Consider the following 16,628-nt stretch of genomic DNA (forward strand, 5'->3'; position numbering starts at 1 on the left):
ATGGTCCGCAGGATGCTGGCGATCTTCCTCGCTTCGGCCGCCTACCGCTCGCGCAACCAGCGCTGCTTAGGCGAAGGATCGGCCCCGCCCCCACACCAGAGCTGACCGCTCCGGCGCCCGAGCTGCGTTGGTTGGACAGGATTTCGCCGCAACACCCCTCGCCTTCAAAGGAACGCGCCCATGAGCCTCCCTGATTGCCAGTACTCCCACATCACCTGGCTCAACACCCAAAGCGCCGCCTACCAGGCGCTGACCGAAGGCCTGAAGAGCCCGGCCGCGGCGCCCGGCGCCGTCGTCCACTTTCTCGAAACCCTGACCGCCGCCCACCAGGACTTCAAGCGCGGGCTGGGCCCCGGCGCCGACACGATGGCCCTGCTGAAGGCCTACCAGGACAAGACCGGCATCGTCTCCACCCGCGATTACACCCTGCCCGACATCCCCAACAATCCCAACGACCCGGGCAACAGCTTCGCCATCGACCTGATCGAAGGCATCGCCGGCGCGGCGGAGACCGAAATCGGCATCGGCATCAGCCTGTACACGCTGGTGCTGGACCTGATCGAACTGTTCGACATCAAGCTGCACCTGCAAGGCGTGCTGTTCAACACCGCCAACACCGACCTCGACCACGTGCAGTTCCGCTTCGGCCCGAACGGCCAGCCCAACGTACTGCCGCTGGCCACCGCCATTCCCGCCGCCAAGACGATCATGAACCCGGTCGACAAGAAGAATTACCCGTGCGTGGGCTTCGCCCTGTTCGGCGGCGTCGGCTACGAATCGCTGGAAGGCTTCTATATCGCGATGCAGGCCTACCGCAAACACGGCGCCCCGATCCAGGCCTACTGCCAGTTCTACGCCAGCGACCGCGGCATCGCCCCCGGCATCGACGACCGCAACCACGCGCCGCTGCGCGATGTCTGCTACACGCCGGAGTTCGTCGGGGTGATGTCGGAGCAACGCTCGACGCCGAACGGGATCGTGGCGATCTTTTGCGGCTGAGCGCCGCGCGTCAGTGCAGTCCGCCTGCCTGAAAGCAGAAAGGCCCCACACCATGCGGGGCCTTTCTTCAGCTCACGGCGGATCAGGCGCGCGACGCCAGCGATTCTGCCCTAAGCCCGGACCCGACGAGGCTGCGGCCACTGCCCCTCGCGACCGCCCGGCCTGTCACCGCGACAAGGCGCGCCTCTCAGTGCAGACACCGCGATGCCCCCGTCCCATCCCCGCCCTCGTCGGACGGCGCCCAGAAACAGCCGGCCACCACCGTGTCCAGCCGCCGAGCCAGGGCCCGGAAGACTTCGCGCAGCAAACGGTGGTCCTGCCCGGCGGGATACCCGATCTCGATCAACACCTCCGGCTGCAAGGTCCGCACGATGCCGTGCAGTTCTGGCTGGAAGGCGGAAAGGGCTTTGAATGCGTCGGCGGGCATCACCACGCCATCTTGCGGGGATGTGCGGTCGGATTTGCGGGCGGACTTACGGGGCATACGCGGTATTCCTCCAAACGACAGCTGTGAAAAGACCCACCATTGACGAAGGCGGGAATCGCTATGTGTTTGGGAGTTTCGACGCTCCGTGGGCGGGACTCTGTAGAGACAGTCCAGAACTGTCAATCAGACTTGTCCGAGTTTATCGCGCGGCCACGTATTCATGCAGAGGCAATTCTGAAGAGGCGGTCGACGCTATAGATGCCTGCTTTCGCCCCATAACCATCATTTGCAGATGATACCTAGTAGCGCCGGGCGCGACCTCTGCCCTTACACGGGCGACATTGGCTAGCGGCCACCGCATGGGGCCTGTCTGCAGGTTACTGGCTATGACGACGTCGCTGGCTGGAGGATCGCCCACGAAGCCACGGATGGTGCGCTTCGCTTACCCAGGCTGCGTTTGCTGACGCGCGGGCAGGCAGACCGCCTCTGTCAGAGGGCGCAAGTGATGATCCCAAGGATGATTGGCCGTTCCTTGGCTATTATCTAGGGACGGTCTCATCGGACACTCGGGGGAGTGTATGGCTGTCAATCAGGAAGAGCGTGCTTATCGGGCTTGGAGGGTGCTTACCGCGGTTGCGTCTAAGAGGAGTGGATTGATCACCTACGGGGAGTTGGGTGCGGCAATCAGCGTCCACCCACGCGCGCTTCGTTATGTATTGGGGGTAATCCAGGCATACTGCCTCGACCAGAGGCTTCCGCCTTTGACGATCCTGGTGGTGAATGCGCAGGATCAGACACCAAGCTCGGGATTCATCGCTTGGGATGTGGACGACCTGCCCGAAGGATTGCGGAAGGTCCGCAACTACGCATGGAACGAGAGCGAGAACCCATTCCTGTATGCATCCCAAGGCGAAACCGAACAAGCGCTCGCCGCAGAGCTGGATTCCGATCCCGGGAAGGCCGCCGATATCTACGCGCAGGTCAAGGTGCGTGGCACGGCGCAATCGATCTTCAGAAAGGCGCTATTGCTAGCGTATCAGGGGCGGTGCGCAATTTGTGGGCTTACTTTCGAGGATGCACTTCAGGCGGCCCACCTGATCGAATGGAACGCCTGCAGCCCCGCTCAGCGGATGGCCACGTGCAACGGACTGCTGCTTTGCGCAACGCATCATCGCTTGTTCGATTGCGGTTACATCACCATCGCGCCAGATCACACCGTGTACTACATCGATCCGAAGGGCAGGGATGGGAAGTACTCCAGCGCGGACAGTCAGGTTTCAAAAGCCCTTCATGGCAAAAAAGCTTTCATGCCTAAGGACCGCCGCCACTGGCCTTCGGCAGAGTGCCTTGGATGGCACTACAAGATGTACGACTGGAAGCTCCATGCCATGTAGCTGCATTACAAAACAATTGTGTGTGGCCACTGGCGGCCGGGACAGGTGACAGTGTCAGCTATTGGCCCAGATCAGCCGTTAACGAGAATGACGGCTATCGCCCCAAAGCAGACATCAGCTGAAGCGCACCCTCCGCACCCTGCTGGATCCGGTTCTACAACGGCTTGTTAGCCGGATCCAGCCACCCTAAGATCGATTCGTATCGAGGGGATAGCACGCCATACGTTAACTTGGATAGGTCGTATAACCGGCACCAGGGATCCGGCTATTACCTAGTTCGGTGTCAGTCCGACTTGCTCCACAACTTGAGAGAAATGATGCTGAAGATCACGAAGTACAACTGGCAAGAGCGGGCTACCTACCTGACAGCATTTATGTTGATCTTTACCGGCGCATGCATGACCTCTCCTGATGCGTCAACCTCAATCAACCGAGCGGGTTCACTCGTGATAGTCACAGGTATCATTCTTGCGATGTCGCGCAAGCACTGCATTTTGTTTGACGAGGTTAAATCTTTCATCGCCCTCCACAAAGAAGCAGGCATCGATGACGCCATCGCAAATATTTAGAATAACAACGGCATAACTGTGCCCGAGGAGAGGCGTCAAGAAGTCAAGCGACAGGTGGAAGCCGAAATGTCGAAAGACCTTGATCAACTTTTCTACGAGAAGCAACGATTCTTCAAAATTCACGAGACAGCAATCGTCATTGTCGGAACCCTAACAAATGGGTTTGGCGATTCGGCTATGAAATTCCTCATTAGCTGACATCTAACAATTCATTTATGCCGAACCTGCTTCGCGGTCGGCTTAATTCAGGTGTCGGACATTTTTTTTGCAGTCCACTTATGTTTCCTTATGAAAGCAACTATGTGTGCCATTTTTTTCGTCTTTGGGGAAACTTAGAGGCCGCAAGTCGAGTTGCGCCTAAATATTCGCTACTTGGGAACATGCAGAACGACTTCGACGCGAAATTCGGCGATGTGTGCGGCGATGCGAACAACAGATTCTTCTTAATAGAGTTCAAGCGATCAAGAAAGGGGTTCTCTGAAGAGGTATCAAAGCCAGGCGGGAAAATTCATCGCATTGCTTTGTATGAACACTTAAGGCTTGATGCCACCTGCAGACAAATCGCGAGACAGGGACACTTCGGCTGTTATCCAAGCAGCAGTGGAAGTTTAGTTTTTGAACCGTATGCGCATTGTCCGGCAGCAATCAAAACAAAGATTCAAATAGTGACTGAGGTGCTCTTAAAGCCTGCATTCGCCTCAATCAATGAGCTTGATCATCAAGCATGGGAGTGCGGGTTTCCAAAGTTCTACGAGCAGATCACCGATTACGATTCGACCATAAGCGATAACTTTCCCGGATTCTTCGAGAATGGATTGGGGATTACCTCAGAGCACCTGAAAACGTACGTCTCCTGTATGTATGACCACTTGCAAACTGCGGTCGACCCGAGTGGCGTTGCTATTCTTGGTGCCTTCAACCGTCAAGCCAACACATTCGTGGCGTTCAATGACACAATCGAGAATATTTTTCTTCGTCTCCAGTCAGCCTTTAATAGCTCCAAAGAGGGCGCTACTTCTCTCCCTGGGGGGCCTATAGGTGTGCAACCAGGCGAGGCTTAACAATTCATTCAAGCCGAACTCGCGACGCGAGTGGGATCCAAGCCATCCAATTAGCCGCCGATCGTGGAAGTTTTTCCTAGATCAAAGCCTCCTTGGCGGAGTTCGGATACGGAAGATTTGGTTGGAGTCCGACGCGATAATGGCCGTCACGTCGTGCATCGAGATGGTCTTCGCTAATCTCCGCCACTCCTAAGCAGGTTCGGAGAGCAGCATGGCGAAGGAATCTTTTGCATTCGTTGGTTTGTAGGTCATCGTCGAGATGACGCAGTAGGCGGTTTGCAAGCTCCGCCGCCCTTGGCCGAACGCATAAAACTGCCATTGTTTTTTGCCAAAAACAGGGGGAATCGATGAAGCAGGATGAGATGAAGCGGTACCGCGCCGTGGACGTCTGTCATATCTGGGGGGAGCGCGCGTCGGCGGAAGTGGGTCGAATGGTCGACGAGATTCGGTTCGCGAATGCGCATTTCCAACGCATCGCGGGGACCAGGCAAGGCTTGGCCCAAAAGGCTGGATTCGCGGCCGAGGTGCACCACGCCGAGACGTTCAATCTCGACGCCATCCTGAAAGACAAACGGGTACGCGCCTACACCGCTCAGCATCCCGAGTCGACGATCTCGAGCATCGACTCGACTACCGACATCCTCCTGCGCGATGGACAGTCGGCCGAGACGTCTGCGCAACTTAAGTACTACCGCACTGCGGAAGACACGCAGAAGGCATTAAGGGTAACGCGCGACGGCATCCCGAAATACCATGAAGCCGAGCAGCACGTCGTTCCTTCGGACCAAGTGGACGCCGTTCGAGAATCCGCGCGCAAGTGCCAGATCGAGAACGCCGGGAAGCGGCCCCAAGTTGCGGACGCCGCATACGAGGTGGAACAGAAGGCGACGGGGCATCTCGAGCATGGCGGCGTCCAGTCAGCAGAATTGTCGCTGGAAGACGCCAAGGCACTGGGTGCCGGCATGGAGGAAGGTGAAGCCCTCCTTCGCAAGACGGAGCGCACCTATCTCGATGCTTCCACTGCGAAGCAGTTGCGCCATGCCGCCAAGTCGGCTGCGATGATCGCGACGGTCGTCGCGGGAACCGTCAATACCGTGCGGTGCCTAAAGCTGATTCGGGAAGGAAAGCTAAGCGAAATCGAGGCAGCCAAATACATACTGTGGAACACGGCCATCGCGGCAGGGGACGCCTCGTTGAAGGCCGGCGCCGCAACCGCGACGGTGAGCGTCGCCGCGCGTACGCTACCGCAGTTGTTTGCTGGCAGTGCGTTCCAGACGGCGCTTGCCTCGGGTGGCGTGGCAGGCTTTGCCATCAGTGCGGTGGATCTGGCCGAGTGTCTCGTCCTCGTGGCCGCCGGCCGGATGACTAAAGATGAGATTGAAACGCGGACTGGCAAGAATCTGCTGCAGAGTTCCAGTGCCGTCGTCGGGTCCGCCGTCGGGAGCGCAATCTGCGCGCCTGCTGGGCCGATCGGTATCTTCGTCGGCAGCCTCGTCGGCGCTTTGATTACATCGCTCGCCACGACGATCGCCATCGATAATCAAATTGAAGCGTCCTATCGTGAAACGCTCGCGACGGCCGAAGCCCTCGTACAATCGCACCACGTGCTGGTCGAGTCCGCCACGTTGATTGCGATGTCGGAGCGGGCCTTCGTGTCCTTCCGCGTAGGCGTCGTTCAATCCGAGCAGCAGTTTTGCACACAGATGCAAGTTATCGACGCTCAGCTGGACGCTCTTCAACTCGCCATTGAAAAGATCTGAACCATGGAATCCAACGAACTCCTTGCCGACTTCGAAGCTATCGATCCTCGCGTCGGCCACCTCCTTGCCGAAGCCAAGCTGAGCCAAGCCGCCTCCGATCAACTCGCGATGGATGCGTCGCATCTCGTGGGGGTATCCGAGGACAGGCTTGAGCAGGTTCGCGGTGCCAGCTTCTTCCTTCGCCTCTGGTACAAGCTCAGTGGCAAGACCGCATCGTTGGAACGGGCGACCGTCGCAGACCTAGTCGAAGTCCAGCGCATGGCATGGCAATGTCTGGCCGGCATGCAGAAGCAGGGGTTATTTTCGGCTCGTGCCATCGCCGTGGTCCGGAACAACATTTCGCAGTTAGCCCGCACGCAACATCGTCTGGGCGGGCTGGTATTGGAGCAGACGCGAAAGGTCGGCAAGCTCACGCAAGATGTCCGCGTCATCGACTGGCGCGACAGCATCAAAGTGCGCGAGGACTACCTCGCTTTGCCCGAACTCCTGCGCGTCGTGAAGGCCGCCTTCGAGTACGCCGATAAGTTCGACGAGCATGGCAATGCCGTGGAGCGGCTGGAACAGAGCCATGACTTGGAGCTCGCATTCACTGGCTTGGGGATTTCACCGAACAGGCGGATCACGCTGGGGGAGTTTGCTACGCGGTTGGTGGAAGAAGTCCTGTCCACGGGTGTCGAACGATTCAGCGCTATCACCCGGATCGGCATCGGCGAGCGCTCGCTGGACCCCGCGCGCGTTTCGGGCCTGGTTGCCGGAAGTGCTTTCAATTGCATCATCGATCTGGCCGAAGAGATTCCGCACGCCATGCGGATCACGCGCTCGGAACTGAACGGCCGACGCACAGAGATCTGCCAGAAGGCTGCCCGCGCCGTGGTGTTGGAGCCTGATTTCGAATACGACCTAGCGAACCTCGCCAAGGAAATCGTGGCCGGCTTGGCGCTCGTGCGTGACCTGCTCACGCCGGACCCGGTACGGCAGGTCGCCGCCGCGCAGACTGTCGCTGCGCGCGCGCTGACGATCGACGAACTGCTGGCGCAGCATGTCCCGCTAAAGTCGCACGCCCTGCTGGCACTAGACGCCCCCACACCCGAGCGCCAGGCCTATGTGGACGTCCTGGTTGCCGTCGCGATCGGCGGTGAAGCCAACGCCGCGCAGCGCAGTTTCCTCGCATCGGTTGCGCGGGTGCTTGACGTCGATGCCAGCGAACAGCGCTGCGAAAGTATCCGCAACCCGGCCGTCGTAGACATATCCCGCTTTCTTTCCACCCTAACCGGCCGAAAGCGCCAAGTCGCATGGATTATCGACGCTGCCTTCCTCGCGACACGCGACGGAGCAATCGATCCAAAGTCGCGCGAGCGTATCCTGCAGATGTGCCAACTGTTCGACATGAAGAACCAGAAGGCCGAGGCCTTGCTCCGTAACGCCGTGACCCTGGCGTCATCGGAATCGCCCGCGGAAATAGCCGAGGTCGTCTGCTTGATCCATGCAGAGACCAGAGAATGGGCGACAATCATCGATTTTCGAAAGATTTCGCTCGTTGGGGCACTCGATGGCATCGACAAGTCCTGGAGGGAAGACCTCAAGATGTGCATGGAAATTCGGTCCGCCACGATGAAGCATCGTCACGAAGTTGCAATGTCGTGGGCGACCGTCGGCGACGAAGGTTTCATGATGGGAGTAGCCATCTCGATCGGGAGGAAAATGGCTAACGGCAGCCATGAAGCCTTGGTCGAGAAGGTGCGGTCCTATGCGTCGCTCTGCAGCGACTTCATCTATTCCGCGAATCGGCCGCTGCGTGCCTTCGGGTTCGACCCGGTCGACGTCCCTTCCGAGTTCGGTTTCGAGTTCGCCGCAGACGAAACCACCGACTGCAAGAACGAGGCCTGGAACGACAACATGCAGCGATCCCTGGACAACCTTGAGCGCTACTTCGATGCGCTGGAGGCCGCGGCATCTTCGAGTCGCGATCGCCTGGGAGCGATTGAAGCAGGCCACTGGGCTTAAAGCGCTCACTTCACCGGTAGTGCGGCTAACCATAGGCCGTGCATTTGGGGGGCGAACGGATCCTCGCCGGGAAACCGCCTCTGTGAGAGCAAGTGCGCCTTGACGCCCAATCTACGGACTCGCTTTCGTAACTGGACCCGTGAAGAGTCGGACTGCCGGTCTACTTGAAAATCATAGTGGAGATATATAAGTCCGCCGGGCTAATGTGGCGATGTCCAATCTCGATTGGGCTGACCGCATCGAAAGCAAGTGATATACGGAAAGCGTCGTCTCGCGATTGCTGGCACCGTCCACGTCGGATTTTCTGCAAGCGAGCGATGCCTCGTCCGATCATGCGAAACGCGGCCTCTGCAATGCCAGTTCCTGTGACACGCCTTGGCGAATTGTTCAAAGGGCACTTCGCGGGCGTTGGCATTGGCATTGGCGTTGGCGTTGGCGTTGGCGTTGGCGTTGGCGTTGGCGTTGGCGTTGGCGTTGGCGTTGGCGTTGGCGTTGGCGTTGGCGTTGGCGTTGGCGTTGGCGTTGGCGTTGGCTAGTATGATCGCATTAGCGGCGAATCGTGTTCATCACTACATACGTGGCCAACGCACTGCATGTCTGGATCGAGAGCTAATGCTGGAAAATTCCGCTTTTGGCCGAAAGCGGACCGGCTAGCTCAGATTAGAGCCAACACCCGACAGAGCATGTCCGCCGCCCGAAACAGCCACCAATTGATGTCACAATCTCATTTTTGGGGTCTCATGCGCCTGCGCAGCTTGCTGTTCCAACTGCTGAGTCTGTCGTTGGCCTTGCTGCCAATTGAGCTGTTCGACGTGATCCAGACTCTTATCCGCAGGCACCTGGGGAGCAGCGTCAGCCTCTACCGCGAGGTGGTTATGCGGCCCCATCGGCCCATGGGGAGATGCATACCCGATGAGATTGGGCGCGCCATCAGCGCCCGTGCCGATGACGACTCTAGATAGGTTCCGGCCTACGATTGGATCGGCCTCCACCGCCGCCAAGCCGGCCGCGGCGAGGTTACGGGCTTCGGCTCGGCTCCAACGGCCATCGGCTTGGGCTGCGCGGTGGAACATCTCGAAGGCTTGATAGTCGGGATGCCCTGGGGTGTACGCGCGTACTACCGGAGCGGATGGGCTTCGGGACGAAACAGCGCTCTCCAGCCTATGCGCAGTCGCCGCGGCAGCCTGGATTTGGGTATGCGACACGCTTTCGTACTCGCGCCGACCGTTGCTCGTATTGACATAGGAGAACGAGCGTTCAGTCCCACCCAGGTCCAGCCCCGCGAGCTAAACGACTACGCCAAGGGCACCACGATGCATGTGCCCACCATCGAGCTCGACATGGCGACCTTGAAGCTCGATCCGAACCGGATCGAGCGCGCGGGCGGCCACCGTCATGACATAGGTGCCGTGGGTATCGCGGTAACTGCTATCGCCATGCTAGCCGATGCTGGCTTTTGATCAATGAACGATCGGGTGTTCCGGTCGACGGCGTCGACCATGACGCTGGCAAGATAAGCGGAACTCGCGATAGCGGCTTCGACATCCTCAGCGGCGTTCGACGGCAGGTCTTTTGTTTGGCGAATTCGTCGACGAGGCTACGCAGTTGCGGCGGCAGCGGCTCAGCCACAACCCGCCTCGGCGGCGTCCGCGTGGATCTGGACGGACAACACGCAAGGCCGTCCCTTCGGGTTTGCAGTATCGGTCGCCCGCTAGAGCATCACGACCAGATAGATGACGGACGCTCGCCCTCGGTCGCTCCTCACGAGGCGGGGCGGGGCGTTCCTGGTCGGGCTCACACAATGTCATCTACCGGCGAGCGGCCTCGCGGGCTCGGCGCTGCGGTGTCCCGCCAACGATGCGAATCTTTTTACTGGGGCATCAAGCTTTTTTGCCCTAACAATCAACGGTATAACGCGCTGGACGGCTCGGATTGGAGAAGCGTTGCAGGGGATGTGCGTTGCAGGCACAAGGGCAGTGTCGCTTGCAGGTTCCGTCCGCGCTGGCCTCGTCGATAGCGATTACCGCTCCATCACTCCCCTGCCCGCCGGCCCCGACGCCGACACACTCCGAAGGCCATGGCCATCGCGCCCAAAGCGCTCGCCAGCGCCTGACATCGATCGGCCACGCACCTGAGCATCCGCACCGCCGCTGCCCACACGCGCCAACGGCAACGCCCAGGCCGCCGCCACAGGCCCCGCCGCCACCGCCACATCCGGATAACGGCAATCGGCGACGACCGCAGGCGCGCAGCCTTGGCCGTACAACAGCACGGGCGACTGGCTGTCCCGGCTGATCACCAGATCGCCGCAGCCGTCGTGGTTGAGGTCGCCGGCGGCGAAGTAGTTGGACCGCCCCATGTATTGATTGGCGTTGATAACGTTCTGGGAGGTAAAGCCGGTGTCCGTCTGCAGGTAGTAGCCGACGTAGCCCCAGCCGTTGTGCGCGATCGCCAGATCGCTGCGGCCGTCGCGGTCGAGGTCGTGGACGACCAAGGAGCCGCCGCCCCGGTTTCTGGCAATGTCGCGGGTCGATGAAAGCGTGCCTTGTGCGTCCTGGAAGTACAGGTGCACGTCCGCGTAATCCTTCGCTTCGTCCAGCGCGAGGTCGATGCGGCCGTCGCCGTTGAAGTCGCCGGTGACGAGCGATCCGGTCTGGTTGGCGTCCAGCGCACCGTAGTGCACCAGCGGCGCGGCGTATCCACCCGATGCCAGCGCCGGGTAGACGCGGAATTCGCGCAGCGGCCGGTTGAAGATGGTGGCGAGGATGAGGTCATCCAGGCCGTCGCCAGTGACGTCGCCGGTGGTGCGCACCGCAGACGCAGGCAGCGGCAGCGTGGAGGTGCGCTCGACGCCGCGCGGGCCACCGTGCAGGACGCTGGCCGTGGTGTCGCTGGCGTCGACCAGCACGTCGAGGTAACCGTCGCGATCGACGTCGGTGGCGACCAAGGCGTCGGGGTCACCGACCACGGTCAGACTAGATGTGAACCGGCCGTCGGCGTTCGCGTAGAACACCATGACGCCACTGCTGGTGGTGGTGACGATGTCGCCGATCCCGTTGCGGTCCAGGTCGGCGATCAACAAACGGAAATCGAGTTCGGTACCCGACTCTCCGATCTTGACCGCCGGATCGAGGCTGCCATCGCTGCGCTGATAGGCGACGTAGACGTCCATGCCGTTGAGCCACGCGCCGGGAATGTAACGCGCGGACAGGAAGACGAGGTCATCGCGCCCATCGCCGGAGACGTCGCCCACGGCGATGGACCGCGCTCGGGCGGCCGCCGGGTCGGAGAGGTACTGCGGCGCGCTCATCGAATAGATCGGCGGCCCCGGTGATGCCGCCTGCATCGACGAGGCGGCGGTTCTCGCCCCACCATGCGCAAGTGCGCCCGGTGCCGCACCTGCCCATCCACCTGCGCTGGGCGCGATGCGTCCCCAGGCGCGCGCGCCGAACGTCGCGCCGGTTTGCGGGTGTGCGCTAGACGTCGTGTCCGCTCGCGGACGGGCCTTGAACGCCGCGCCTGTCGCTACGCTGGCCCAGGACAACGTGGGCCGACGGACGAAGTCGGCCAGACTCTGCGAGGCCCACAGCAAGCCCGCACACGCACTGCCGGCCGCGATCGCCCACACCGCACTCGATTCCCTGCGCATCAGCATCCCCTGTCGTTCGGGCCGAGTATATCGGCAGTGATTGGGAGGGCGCGTTGATCCGCTTCGGCCGCCGGAGAGTACCCGGCGGTCGCACCGGGCCTTCCGGCAAGAGTGGCGGCGCGCGAACCACTGTCTTGAGCGCCTGCGCAGGCGGATGTTTTCGCCGCGGTGGCCGCGCGGGCGGGTGAGGTCGCCGTCGCGGCCTACGCCACTCCCGCAGGGGCGGGCGGCAGGCGCCTGGGACCGGGCTGGGCGCCACGCGGGGTCAGGCGGGGCTGTGGAAAATCGCGGTAGCATTTCCGCTCGAAACGGAGACCGCGTGCATGGCCAGGGATCGTCCGCTGGCGGGCCGCTCGCTCCATAACGGCGGCTGGCTCCATGACGGCGGCTAGCTCCATAACGACGGTGCATGCAATGGATGCCTTGAAATCCCACCTGAGGCCGATCGCCTCGCGGGTCAGTCAGTATTTCCGCGATTTTCTCGATTCGGATTTCAAGCGCCAGCAGGCGCCGCGCCGGCGGATCGTGTTGACGTCGGACAGCGGGTTCCGTTCGGGGTTGCGGACTTCGCCCTACCCCAATCTGGACCGCGATCTGTGGGCGCTGCTGAGCCGGCCCAGCGGGGACGATCTGGCGCTGAACATCGCGCTGCGCAAGTACGTGCGACCGATCAGCCCGGTGTTGCGCAAGGTGATCGAGGAGCAGGTCAACGCGATTCCGGCCTCCGCCATCGAGGTGGTGGGGCATGAGGTCGGCGCGCTGGCGGTCAGCACGTACGCCAGCGCGGTGCAGGACCCGGAGTTGTGGGTCGAAGGGGTGCAGCAGCACTTGGCCGACAAAGCGTCCGAGCACATCATCCGGCCGCTGATCGCGCACCTGGACGGGCCGCTGCGCACGCAGGCCTATTGGGTGGTGGATTCGCTGCATGCGGCCGAGCGCGATCTGGTCGAGCGGGTCTGTTCGGATCTGTCGCGGATCCTGCCGGAGCAATTGGCCAGGCTGCTGGCCACGCAGGAGCCGGCGCCGCTGCTGGAGGCGATCCCGCAGTTCCTGACGCTAGAGGGGACGCGCCAGGCCTTGATCGCGTTCTACGAGGGCTTCGTCGCCGCCGATGCCTATCTGGAATTCCGCGATCTGGAAACCTATGTCGCCACCAGCGACAACCTGCAGCTGTATCTGTACCTCGGCGCGGTGAAGTTCAAGGGCAATCAGTATCCGCTGTTCTTCCTGCCGATCGAGGTGCAGCGCGATCCCAGCGGCGCCGGTTACAAGCTCAAGTTGGTCAATCACCTGTACGCGAACCGCAAGGCCATCGACTTCGTGTTGCAGGAATTGGCCGCCGGCCTCAACCGCGCCTGGGTGTCGCCGATTCCCGAGCGGATCACCTACCTCAAGCCGGAACAGTCGGTGTACGAGGAAGCGCGCCTGCTGTTCCGCCGCGTGGCCAATGCGATGGACCTCGGCGGCGAGATCGAACTGTCGTCCTCCGCGCAGGATGCGGCCACGGCCCAGGTCGGGCTGTCGAGCGCACTGTATCTGGCGGCGTTCGAGCGCGCGGACGAGGCGCTGATCAACGATTACGAAGAGATTCTCGACGCCCTCAATAAGGGCGGTTCGTCCGTGGTGGATCTGTTCGAGGGCATCGTCGGCGGCGTGCTGCGCGAGAACCCCAAGTCCATCGCCGCCGAGGTCGAGGCGCAGTGGGACGCGCTGCCGATGGTCGAGCGCGTGGTCTACGACTCGCCGATCCCGCTCAACGAGGAGCAGCGCAAGGTGCTGCTGGCGGTGCGCCACCCCGAGGGCAAGATCGTCGTGGTGGCCGGGCCGCCGGGCACCGGCAAGAGCCACACCATCACCGCCATCGCCGCCGATTGCGCGTTCAATCACCGCTCGTGCCTGGTGCTGTCGGACAAGACCGAGGCGCTGGACGTGGTCTACGACAAGCTGTCCGAGGCGATGTCGCGGGTGCGCCACGATCCGGACTTCCCGAATCCACTGCTGCGCCTGGGCCAGCAGGCGGCGAACTTCAAGAAGCTGACCTCGAACCAGACGATCAGCCAGATCGGCGCGTACGCCAAGGCGATGAAGGCCAATCAGGCGCGCCTGGAAGCCGAGCGGCAGGCCAAGGCCGCGGACCTGAAGCAGCAGATCGCGCAGACGGTGACCGCGCTGGGCGCGATCGAGCTGGCGGCGGTGCAGGCCATGCACGAGGACGAGGCCCAGCTGGCGCAGCTGCATCCGGCGCTGCTGGAGCAACTGCGCCGCTGCAAGGACGCGCGCCTGCAGACGGAGCTGGACGCGCTCGCGCCCGGGCTGCCGGGCCTGGAAGCGTATCTGGTCGAGGTCTTCGACGAACGCGACCACTCCGCGGCCACGCTCTGGGACCGTTTGAGCCTGGAACTGGCGCTGGCCGACTTCGCCAAGGACGCGGGCTCGACGCCGTGGGCGTGTTTCGAACAGTTGGACGCCGACCAACTGCGGGTGCTCGGCAGCGTGCTGGTGACCTATCAACAGCTGCGCATGCCGGTGTTCGGCTATCTGTTCCGCGGCGGCGCCGTGCGCGAGCTGGAGCGCCAGATCAACCTGCTGCCGGTGTCGCAGCCGCTGCTGCTGAAGCCCTCGGTCGCGCGCTTGCAGGCGGTCGCCTCAGCCGGCAACGCGCTGCGGCTGAAGCTGGCCGCGCAGGGCCAGGAGCACGCGTTCCCGGCGGCGTACCGCTGGCTGGCGACGGCGCGACCGGTGGACCCAGCCGCGGCCGGCGCGGCGCAGGCGTTCGCCCTGCTCCGCCGCATCGACCCGGCCATTCTCGACACCTTGCTGGAACGCCCGAAGGACGATGCGCGCCTGTGGCCGCTGGCGATCCGCTTCCTGGCCGGCTGGCTGCGCACGCGCGAAGCCTTCGCCGCGGCGCCGCAGATCGATTACGTCGGCACCAAGACCCAACTCGAACGCTTGAACACCTCGGTCATGAACTCGCACGTGGACGGCCGGCTGATCAGCTTCATGGACAACTACCGTTCCGATGCGCGCGCGTTGGCGGGGGTGATCTCCAGCCGGCAGAAGTTCCCGGAAGAGAAGTTCGGCCAGGTGCGCGAGAGCTTTCCGGTCATCATCGCCAGCATCCGCGAGTTCGGCGAATTCATGCCGCTGGCGCCGGACCTGTTCGACGTGGTCGTCATCGACGAAGCCTCGCAGGTGTCGGTGGCGCAGGCGCTGCCGGCGCTGCTGCGCGCGCGCAAGGTGGTGGTGCTCGGCGACGACAAGCAGTTCTCCAACGTCAAGTCGTCCAACGCCAGCATCGAGCAGAACGAGAAGTACCGCGGCGAGCTGACCCACTACTTCCGCGCCAACGTCAGCGACGCGGCCGATGCACTGCAGCGCCTGTCGATGTTCGACGTAAAGCGCTCGATCCTGGAGTTCTGCAACCACGCCGCGTCGTACTCGGTGATGCTGCGCAAGCACTTCCGCTCCTACCAGGAACTGATCGGCTATTCGTCGGGAACCTTCTACGGCCATCAGTTGCAGGCCATCAAGATCCGCGGAGTGCCGGTGGACGAAGTCATCCGCTTCGACCGGGTCGAGACCGTCGACAAGAAGACCACGCGCGGCACCAACGAGGCCGAGGCGGACTTCATCCTGGAGCGGCTGCTGGAGCTGATCGACGAGGAAGACCCGCCTACCGTCGGCGTGATCACCCCGTTCCGCGAGCAACAGACCTATTTGTCCAAGCGCCTTTTCAGCCATGCCCGCGGCGCGGATTTCGAACGCCTGCTCAAGCTCAAGGTCATGACCTTCGACAGCTGCCAGGGTGAGGAACGCAACATCATCTTCTATTCGATGGTGGCCACCGCCGAGCACGACGCGCTGAACTACGTGTTCCCGGTCGAACTGACCGACGCCCAGCAGGCGGTCGAGGAAAAGCTCAAGGTGCAGCGCCTCAATGTCGGCTTCAGCCGCGCCCAGGAGATGGTGTGGTTCGTCCACTCCAAGCCGCTGGGCGAGTATCGCGGCGCCATCGGCCAGGCGCTGCACCACTACGCCAACGTGCTCGACCGCGCCGCACGCCTGCCCGACGCGCAGGACGTCGATCCGTCGAGCCCGATGGAAGCCCGGGTGCTGGAGTGGCTGCACCAGACGCCGTTCTATCAACAGCATCTGGACGACATCGACGTGTTCGCCCAGTTCGAGGTCGGCGCCTACCTCAAGCAACTCGATCCCACCTACCAGCATCCGGCCTGGCGCGTGGACTTCCTGGTGACGTATCAGTCGCCCAAGGGGCCGATCCAGATCGTGATCGAGTACGACGGCTTCGAGCATCACTTCCAGAAAGGCAAGCACATCCACATCGGCAACCACGAGCGTTACCTGCACGAGGCCGACGTGGAGCGCCAGCTCACCCTGGAGAGCTACGGCTACCGTTTCCTACGCATCAACCGCTTCAACCTCGGCGACGATCCCGTCGCGACGCTGTCCGAGCGGCTGGATCGCTTGGTCGAGATCGCCTTGGGCGAGCATCGCTCCGAAGCGGTCAGCCAGGTGCAGTCGCAGGCGGCCGGATTGGCGAGCAAGGAGCTCAAGCCCTGCTCGCGCTGCGGCAAGATCAAGGAACAGGCCGAGTTCTTCGACCCGGCGCTGAAGGACGGGGCCGGCGGCTTTGGCCGCGTGTGTCTTGCCTGCAAGAGCGAGTCGGCGTCCGGGAGCTCGCGCGAGGCGGGCGCCAAGCGTCGTCGCCGCTGGCGCTGAGGCGCGCAGTGCGCCCGCGCGG

General features: G+C 62.2%; 10 protein-coding genes. 8 read left to right on the forward strand and 2 right to left on the reverse strand.

Going from position 1 to position 16,628, the window contains the following annotated elements; genetic code table 11:
- Window positions 1–180 precede the first annotated feature (180 nt).
- Window positions 181–999 carry a hypothetical protein gene (locus tag RDV84_RS22765; RefSeq protein ID WP_309151715.1) on the forward strand — a complete coding sequence of 273 codons (819 nt, stop codon included), beginning with the start codon at window positions 181–183 and terminating at the stop codon, window positions 997–999.
- A 187-nt stretch (window positions 1,000–1,186) separates the two neighbouring features.
- Here RDV84_RS22765 and RDV84_RS22770 read toward each other — a convergent pair whose 3' ends face one another.
- Entirely contained in the window at window positions 1,187–1,483 is a 297-nt protein-coding gene (locus RDV84_RS22770; RefSeq protein WP_309151716.1) for a hypothetical protein, read from the reverse strand.
- 596 nt (window positions 1,484–2,079) lie between these two features.
- Between RDV84_RS22770 and RDV84_RS22775 the strand changes: the two genes are divergently transcribed.
- The 6 genes from RDV84_RS22775 (at window position 2,080) to RDV84_RS22800 (ending at window position 9,674) form a co-directional block, all read left to right on the forward strand.
- Window positions 2,080–2,820 carry an HNH endonuclease gene (locus RDV84_RS22775; protein WP_309151717.1) on the forward strand — a complete coding sequence of 247 codons (741 nt, stop codon included), beginning with the start codon at window positions 2,080–2,082 and terminating at the stop codon, window positions 2,818–2,820.
- Between the two features lie 314 nt (window positions 2,821–3,134).
- The gene (locus tag RDV84_RS22780; protein ID WP_309151718.1) at window positions 3,135–3,389 is read left to right on the forward strand and encodes a hypothetical protein; all 255 of its coding nucleotides are present in this window, start codon (window positions 3,135–3,137) and stop codon (window positions 3,387–3,389) included.
- Between the two features lie 215 nt (window positions 3,390–3,604).
- Entirely contained in the window at window positions 3,605–4,450 is an 846-nt protein-coding gene (locus RDV84_RS22785; protein WP_309151719.1) for a hypothetical protein, read from the forward strand.
- 347 nt (window positions 4,451–4,797) lie between these two features.
- Window positions 4,798–6,210 (forward strand): hypothetical protein, encoded by a 1,413-nt coding sequence (locus RDV84_RS22790; protein ID WP_309151720.1) that lies wholly within the window; start codon window positions 4,798–4,800, stop codon window positions 6,208–6,210.
- A gap of 3 nt (window positions 6,211–6,213) precedes the next feature.
- Window positions 6,214–8,214: a hypothetical protein gene (locus RDV84_RS22795; protein ID WP_309151721.1), complete on the forward strand. Its 2,001-nt coding sequence runs from the start codon at window positions 6,214–6,216 to the stop codon at window positions 8,212–8,214.
- 1,196 nt (window positions 8,215–9,410) lie between these two features.
- The gene (locus RDV84_RS22800) at window positions 9,411–9,674 is read left to right on the forward strand and encodes a hypothetical protein (protein ID WP_309151722.1); all 264 of its coding nucleotides are present in this window, start codon (window positions 9,411–9,413) and stop codon (window positions 9,672–9,674) included.
- 560 nt (window positions 9,675–10,234) lie between these two features.
- Here RDV84_RS22800 and RDV84_RS22805 read toward each other — a convergent pair.
- Window positions 10,235–11,524, reverse strand: a complete 1,290-nt coding sequence (locus RDV84_RS22805; protein ID WP_309151723.1) for an FG-GAP repeat domain-containing protein — start codon at window positions 11,522–11,524, stop codon at window positions 10,235–10,237.
- 762 nt (window positions 11,525–12,286) lie between these two features.
- Here RDV84_RS22805 and RDV84_RS22810 point away from each other — a divergent pair.
- Entirely contained in the window at window positions 12,287–16,606 is a 4,320-nt protein-coding gene (locus RDV84_RS22810; protein ID WP_309151724.1) for an AAA domain-containing protein, read from the forward strand.
- The last annotated feature ends 22 nt before the right edge of the window (window positions 16,607–16,628 follow it).

Source organism: Lysobacter yananisis (genome assembly GCF_031199375.1).
Classification (GTDB): domain Bacteria; phylum Pseudomonadota; class Gammaproteobacteria; order Xanthomonadales; family Xanthomonadaceae; genus Lysobacter; species Lysobacter yananisis.